General features: G+C 61.3%; 3 protein-coding genes and 2 pseudogenes. 2 read left to right on the top strand and 3 right to left on the bottom strand.

From position 1 onward, the window contains the following. Positions 1-111: pseudogene (locus KLP42_RS24550) on the top strand (IS630 family transposase); the annotation flags it as partial. 14 nt (positions 112-125) lie between these two features. Further along, positions 126-473 (top strand): annotated as a pseudogene (locus tag KLP42_RS24545) (transposase); the annotation flags it as partial. Positions 474-506: 33 nt separating this feature from the next. Here KLP42_RS24545 and KLP42_RS24540 read toward each other — a convergent pair. The 3 genes from KLP42_RS24540 to KLP42_RS24530 form a co-directional block, all read right to left on the bottom strand. Beyond that, positions 507-4,325, bottom strand: coding sequence for an AsmA family protein (locus KLP42_RS24540; protein ID WP_215570536.1), 3,819 nt, complete (start codon positions 4,323-4,325; stop codon positions 507-509). 138 nt (positions 4,326-4,463) lie between these two features. Continuing rightward, a complete protein-coding gene (locus KLP42_RS24535; RefSeq protein ID WP_215570533.1) occupies positions 4,464-6,737 on the bottom strand; it encodes a serine/threonine-protein kinase in 2,274 nt (757 codons plus the stop codon). After that, positions 6,734-7,546, bottom strand: coding sequence for a PP2C family protein-serine/threonine phosphatase (locus KLP42_RS24530; RefSeq protein ID WP_215570531.1), 813 nt, complete (start codon positions 7,544-7,546; stop codon positions 6,734-6,736). Before KLP42_RS24530 ends, KLP42_RS24535 begins: the two co-directional genes overlap by 4 nt. Positions 7,547-7,558 lie beyond the last annotated feature (12 nt).

Below are 7,558 nucleotides of genomic sequence, written 5' to 3'. Positions count from 1 at the left end.
GCAGAGCGCACCGTAACTGGCCTTTGGGACAGGATCGGGAAACTGATTGACCTCGTCGAGCCACAAGAGGCTCGCAACTTCTTCACATCATGTGGTTACGATCCAGCATGAAAGGGAAACGCTCTAACGCCCAGGTGCCGGACGACAAGGCCGTCCATGTCATCCTCGACAACTATGCTGCCCACAAGCATCCAAAGGTGAGGGCCTGGCTCGACCGTCACGAGCGTTTCACCTTCCACTTCACTCCGACCTCATGCTCATGGCTCAACGCGGTGGAGGGTTTCTTCGCCAGGCTGTCGAAGCGGCGTCTGAAACGCGGCGTTTTCCATTCCGTCGTCGATCTTCAGGCCGCCATCAACCGTTTCCTCGTGGACCACAACAAAAAGCCAAAGCCCTTCACTTGGACCGCAGATCCCGACAAAATCATCGCCGCCGTCAGGCGCGGGCACCAAGCGTTAGATTCCATCCAGTAGCACCGCCGGCACAAGAATAATCTTCCGTTGTATTCACTGGTCTTGCTTTGCCTTTCGCTGGCGGTTTTCTTCCGCAAGAATTGACTGGATCATGAGTTCAACGGCGTCAGGCTCGGGCGTTGCGCCGGATGGCGATGGTGGGGCTTGCTGCTCTTCCGGTTGTTCGGGCTTTGCCGTGTCCGGGGGGGCGGAATAGCGGTGACGGTCATGGAGGTCTGCGGCGGGAGGCACCGGCGACATGGACATTGCGGGTGACCGGATTGCATCGGTCTGTCTGGCTGCAGGTCGCGTTTGTGGCGGCATTTCCGGCTTTGGCGCTGCGCTTCCGGTGTCGGGCGCCGGAGCAGAATGCTCTTGCTCTTTATCCCTGACCTTCTCAGGGACATCGGCAGAAGGGGCATGCTCGAGCCGGAACAGCATGATTTCGCGCTGCAGGCGCTGCTTTTCCTGGAGGCCTGCCTGCAGGGCTTCGACCTCGCGACGCGTGTGTTCGGCTGTATGCTGTCGCAGATAGCGCGTCAGACCGGATTCGTCGATGGACAGCGTTAGTCCGTCCGCGCCGCCGGAAAGCCGGCAGGCGATGATCGGGCCCTCCGGAACCAGAGAGAGCGGGGGCGGTATGTAGGCCAGGGACAGGCGCGCGTCGAGTTGCCGGTCCGCGACATCGGCGGTTCCTGCGAGGGAAACATGCAGCCTGTCTGCCTCCCGGCCAGTGCCATCGAGCCGAATCCTGCCTCCGGCCAGCGAGACCGAAAGACTGATCGGCGGCAGAGGGAAAGAGCGGCGTGTGTCGCCGCTGGTCAGCAAGGCGTGGATTTTGTTTTCCGCTTCCAGCGGGGTCGTTGCGATGGATATTGATTCCATCTTGGATAGCAGCCGTGAAAGGTCCCTTGGCTCATAACCAGTCAAGCGCAGGTTGCGAATGTCGAGGCTTCCGTCGCCGCTGGCCGAGCGCAGCATCTGATCCTGGTTGTTGCCGACAGCATCGGCGGTGAACGAGAATGTGAGCTTTCCGTCACTCGCTATCTCCCGTCCCGTCGCATCGGGCAGCGGCGCCATTGCGATGTCTTTGCCTCTGATCTGCATCTGAAGGAGGCCGAGGCCGCCAGCTTTCGACAAGGCAAGCTGCCCTCCGATCTGTCCATCTCGCCAGAGCGCGGTAAGTTCCTTGAGGGTAATGCCGTTCCGGTCGAGATAGACTTGGGCGGATGCCTTGCGCGCGGTGCCGAGGGAGCCTGCGAAGACGCTCTCCGACGTGACCTCCACCCGACCGGCCAGACCGGGGAAACTCGCCTCGGTCACAGCCTTTCTGCCTTCCGAGCGCTGCCTCGGCTGCAGGATGATGTCGCCGAGCCGGCTGATGTTAATTTCCTCGAAGGAGAGGGAGCCAGAAATGGCTGGCGGGGTAACGTGGCTGGCAATCGTCAGCCAACCCCGGACGCCAACACCTGCCAGACGTCCCTCAATGCTGTCGAGCCGCAACAGGTCAGTATCGATTGCGATATCCGCAAGGAGTTCGACGGCGGTGCCCTCGGGCAGCGTGGGGGTCTCCATTCGCGCTTGATCAATAACGGACCCGATGTCCTCGCTCATCAGCGACAGGCGTGCCTTGTTCGTCCAGATCTCGTGCCCGGCAATCTCGAAGAGGCCGCTGATGCCGACAGACGTGGTCTTCGTTGCCAGATCGACCGTCGCATCGACGGCTGCATCTCGCATGCCGGCCTTGACGGTCAGGGTGGCGGGGCCCGGGGCAACCATGGCGGCTGACGTCAGTCCAGTCTGAGCGAGAAGCGTTGCGCCTGATGGATTGGAGATTGTCGCAGCGACTGCGCTGCCGCCGTTGTTTGCATCGTCCATTCGCATCGGCAGCACCACGTCCGCCGTCACAGTGCTGCCGTTGGATTTTCCCTCGATCCGGATGGCATGCCCGCCGGTACTGCGGCTCCGGTGGAATTCTGCGTTCAGTTCCGTGTCCCGGTACCATTGGCTGTTGCCGGCCAGCCAGTTCAGGAGCGGGATCGCCCGAAGGCGGTCGGAGGCCATGCGCAGGAAGGCGGTTGGATCCGGGCTGGCGAATTTCACCTCTCCTTCACCTGAAAAACCGGCGTCGAAGCGCGCATGGCCTGCAAGGTCGGCGCCGGCGACATTGTGCAATGCCAGCCTCTCCACGGTGACGATGCCATCGGCAACAGAAACGTCCGCCTCCGCAATGTCTGCCACCAGACCCGATGCGGCGACAGGGCTCATTCTCAGGGGCACCGTGATGCCGTGTCCTTCAAGGACATGTGTAACCGTCTGTGATTGAAGCAGGGAGGCGACGTAAGCCTGCGTCGCATCCAGGTCGATATGCGCCCCTTTCAGCGAAATGTGCAGGCTCGATGCAAGCTCATCAGGTGTCCTTCTCTCGACGAGGCCTGCTATCCGTGTCGCGCCGATGTTCACGTCGAGACCGTCGAAACGCTGGATGAAGGGCGTGATCGTCGCCTTCGTCGTGAGTTGCGCCGGGGTTTGCAGGTCGGGTCCTGCGACCGCTGGGCCGACCAGCCATCGCGAAAGGCCCGAGGCATCTTCCGACATGACCGAAACCGTGCCCTCAAATGCCGGAACTTCATTGAAGGTCATGTCGCCGCTTGCCTGCAACCGGGTTCGGCCCGGCAAGATGACGTCAAGCCGCGTTACTTTTGTGCCGAAGGGGCGAGGCTCCATATCCAGGTGCAGGTCCTGGAGCATGGCGTCTTTCAACGCGATCACAGGCAGACGCAACGTAACCCGGCCCGGCATCTGCGGGAACGGAATCATCGCCAGCTTTGCCACGAGATGTTCGAGTTGCCGCAGCGCCGTTTCCTGCAATGGATCTTCCGGACCGGCGCGGTCATTCCATCTCCCCAGGCGCTTCAGGTCAATCTGCTGGCCTTCGGCGGTCAGCACGAAAGCTGGCTGTGCACCGAGATCGAGCTTCGCCCGCCCGGTGACGGCGTAAGGCAGAGGTCTGCCCTTGGTCTCCAGCCGGTAGCTTGGAATGAGCAACTGTTCGCCGGTAACTTCGAATGCACCCTTCACATGCCAGGAAGACCAGTCTGACGCTTCCGATATTGCGCCCTGGCTGTTGCTGCTTGCCGACACGATGCTGAAATTGCCCCGATAGGCCAGCCTGGCTTCCTCGTGCACGAGGTGTCCATCAAGCTGCACGTCAACGGGATGCGACTGCGGCCGGAACCGGACACGAAGGGGGATGTCTTCCCGCGGTTGGTTGGCACGACCGCTCAGAAAACTGAAGCTCCCTTCGCGGCCTTCAAACAGGCCGCGCCCCTCTCCACGCCAGGGGCCCTGCATAGATGCAGCCGCGACGACCGCCGAGATATCGCGCGCGCTCCGCACCTGACCGGAGCGAGCGTCAATGAGATGCATCTCGCCGTTTTCCACGTGGATGTCCTCGATGACGATCTGTCCCGTCCTGCCGGCAAAGGACGGTGTCTGCCCCAAGTTCCGGATGCCTGTCCCGTCGATGGGAAGGAAAAGCTTCGGCCGGTTAAGCCGCAGGTCGAAGATACGGGCTTCTCCGGAAAGCAGCGGGCCAATTTCCATGCGCATGGAAAGCTGTGACACCTCCAGACGCAGGTTGCGTGGCGTATCCGCCCCCACGCGAACCTCGGCAAGTTTCAGGGAAGGGAATGGCAGAAGCTGAAAGTCAATGGCGCCGCGGATCGTGACGGGAGACTGCATCAGACCAGAAATCTGCTTTTCCAGCACGTTTCGGACGACCGACCGGTCAACAAGATAGGGCGCTAGCAACGCCGCGATCAGCAGCACGACGAAGAGGCCACTTCCAATCAGAAGCACGCGACCCAGCATCCTTTGCCTCCGTTCCTGCCTTCTGCCCCGGATCGTGCCCTGGGCTTGGTTACGGAAAACAGTTTCCGGATTCCGCCGATCTCACCGCGGCAAGTGTGCTTTGCGTCCATGACGACACGTCCCTCATCGCATGTCCTCTCAGGAGCCGCCGAGCAGGAAGAAGGCGAAGCCCACGTCAACCTCCAGCTTCTCGTCCTGGATCGATTGCAGCAGCTTGGGAAAGAGGCTTTGTCCGCTGGACGGTTCGCGCAAGGCGCCACCCCGGATCGGCTTGTCACTCGACAAGACAAGCATAACCTGTGCCAGAGGCTGACGACCTGCGAGTTCAACCAGCTTGATGCTGAATCTGCCGATCTGCTGGTCGCGCTTGAGGAACTGGTCAATCTGGTAGACATAACCGTCGTTGTCGATCAGGTAGAGAAGCGTGTGTGCCTTCTGAAGCCCCTCGATCGAACCCGACAGGGACTGTCCGCTTTTCACACGGTCGCTGTTCAGCGTAATCTTGACCGTGGGATGGCGCCCCTTGAACTGTTGATTGAGGAAATTGGCCACGCTGCACTGGCTCGGCTGGATCGATCGGACCTCGATGTTCGGCTCGAAACCGAATCGACCCTTGAAATCAGCCTCCAGGCGGATGAAGGCGTCGACGCTTTGGGACATGCCTTCGATGCTCATCATGTCCGCGGCAGCAGCGACGGGCCGGGCGAAGAAGCAGTCGCCTCCTGCGAAATTCTGCAACCAGTCCAGCCTTTCGCTGACCTGCCCCATTGATGTGATCGGTGCGGCCGGCACGGCCATGGCCACCGGCGCCTGCCCCTGTGGCGGCTCTTGAGCCGGCTGAGTTTGAGGCTCCGGCGGTCGTTGTGGTTGCCCGCCCAAATCCGGCGGAGACGCCGGGATGACAGAGCCCGGCGTTTCGCGCGCCAGTTCCGTCTGCCTCGGGCGAGCGGCGTCCGGGGCAGCGGCCGGCTTCAAAACGGGGGGCGCGCCCATTCCCGGCGTCTCTTCCGGGGGTGGCGGAGAAAGGACCCCGGAAAGATAGATGGCAACGCCTCCTGCGATGACAACAGAGGCCGCGATCGCCGGCAGGAACCGGAGCTTTCTGGCCTTCTGCCGGTCCTTGGACCTGCCTTTTTCCTGGCCTTGGGCGTGGCTGCCGTTGTCCGACTCGACGGCAGGCTTCTGGACCGTCACCTCCGACAGCGGATCGGCTATATTGTCCTCCTGGCGGAGGTCTGGATTTGCGCCGTTCTCGGGCTCGGCTATGCTCTCCTGATGGGGAGGAGCCGGCGAAGAAGGCGGTGTCGCATGATCGCCGAATGCCTGCGCGGATCCGGCTTGTGCCGAGGCTGTCCCGTCCGTCACTCCGGAGGCGGGGGCAACCAGAATGGTTCTCTCCGGTTCCGAAGACGGAGGCCGCGACATGTGCTGACTTCCTGGCAAGCCTGGGGGCGCGAGACCGCCAGACGGCTGTTCCCGGTGATCGGCATCGCCTGGCATTGCAGGTGCCGGATATTGTGCAAGCCTGGTCACAGGGGGGAGGGAAGTCCGCGTTTTCCTCGTGTCCGGAGCAAGCCATTCGGCAATGTCCGCCATCGTTACTGTGCGGTTTGCGGGGTCCGGCTGCAGCATCAATTCGAGGATGGGACGGATTTCCATGTCGATGTCTGACAGATCCGGAACAGAGCGGCGCTTCTCGATCACCTGGAATTGCGTCCCGCTCATGTCAATCGGCCGACCGCGCAGCGCGTTGACCGTCAGAAGACCTAGGCTGTAGACGTCCGACACCTCCGTGACATCACCGTTGAAGAGCCCAAGTTGCTCTGGCGATACGAAGTTGTATTTGCCGGCGAACTGGCCGCCCAGAAGCGTCCCCGTGCCGACATTGTTTGCCCTGGCGATGCCGAAATCGATGATCTTGGCCCCAGTCACCTTGCCGCCGGACAGGATCACATTGTCTGGAGAAATGTCGCGATGGATCACGCCTGCCCGGTGGGCGGCGTCCAGCCCCGAAGCCAGACGCGAGACGAGCAGCTTCGTTTCCTCCAGTGACAGGGCCTTGTTGTCGATCGCATCCGACAAAGATGTTCCATCAACAAATTCCATGACAAGATAAGGCCTCTCGATGACCGGATCGACCGAGAAGACGCCGTATCTGACGATCGCCGGGTGGTGCAGGCTGTTGAGAACCTTGGCTTCCTTGAAGAACAGGTTGATGATCGTCTGGTCCTTGGCGAGTTCGCGCAGCACGACCTTGATTGCAACCGGATCACCCGTGGTAATGTTGTGACCTCGGTAGACTTCGCCCATGCCGCCAGCGGCCAGCTTCTCGTCGATGGCGAACATGCCGTTGAGTGTCGTTCCCGGCCCCACGCTCGGCGAATTGATGTGCGTCGTTTCGCGATTCATCATCCTGCTCCGCCGACGGTTTGTGGTCTTGCAATGGGACCGTTGACCGGAATGGTCGCCGATGCGGAGAAGAACTGCACGATATTGACCGTGACATTGTCGGTGCCGCCGCGTGAGAGCGCGAGATTGACAAGATCATGGCAGATATCGGAAGCGCGACGGCCGGTCATCAGCTTGCCGATTTCGAGATCGCTCAAATGATTGGTCAGCCCGTCCGTGCACAACAGAAATGCGTCGCCTGCACGGATTTCTCCGTCGACATAGTCCATGTGCAACTGTTCCGCTACGCCGACCGCCTGAGTGATCGCATTCCTGCGCGGATAGCTGGCCGCTTCCTCTGCGGTCAGAAGCCCCTGGTCCAGCAATTCCTGAACCTCTGTGTGATCGCGGGAAATCTGTGTGAGACTGTCGTTGCGCAGCAGATAGGCCCGGCTGTCGCCGCACCAGTAGCAGCGGAAAAGGGAGCCAAAGCAGAGAAGGCCCACAAAGGTGGAGCCGACGACAAGATTACCCTGCCGCTGCGCGTACTGGAATATCTCGGCGTTGGCATGCTGCAGGACCGCACGAAACGCGGCTTCGAGGTCTGCCGGCGTCGCGGCGCTCTCGACCTGCTGCAGATGGCGCACAATCGTTTCGCTGGCAAAATCGCCGGCATGGTGCCCCCCCATGCCATCGGCCACCGCCCAGATACCGATCGCCGGAGCCGCGAAGCTTCGATCTTCGTTCAACTGACGCACGCATCCTACGTGTGACAGGCTGTGTGCGTCGTGGCGAAACATCATTTGGCTGCCGGGAGTCGGTTCGTTCATCATGGGCGATCTTTC

This window comes from Rhizobium sp. CSW-27, assembly GCF_018760785.1.
In the GTDB taxonomy this organism is placed as follows: Bacteria; Pseudomonadota; Alphaproteobacteria; order Rhizobiales; family Rhizobiaceae; genus Neorhizobium.
Note: the sequence above shows the minus strand (reverse complement) of the source record. Positions and strands in the feature narration are given on the sequence as shown.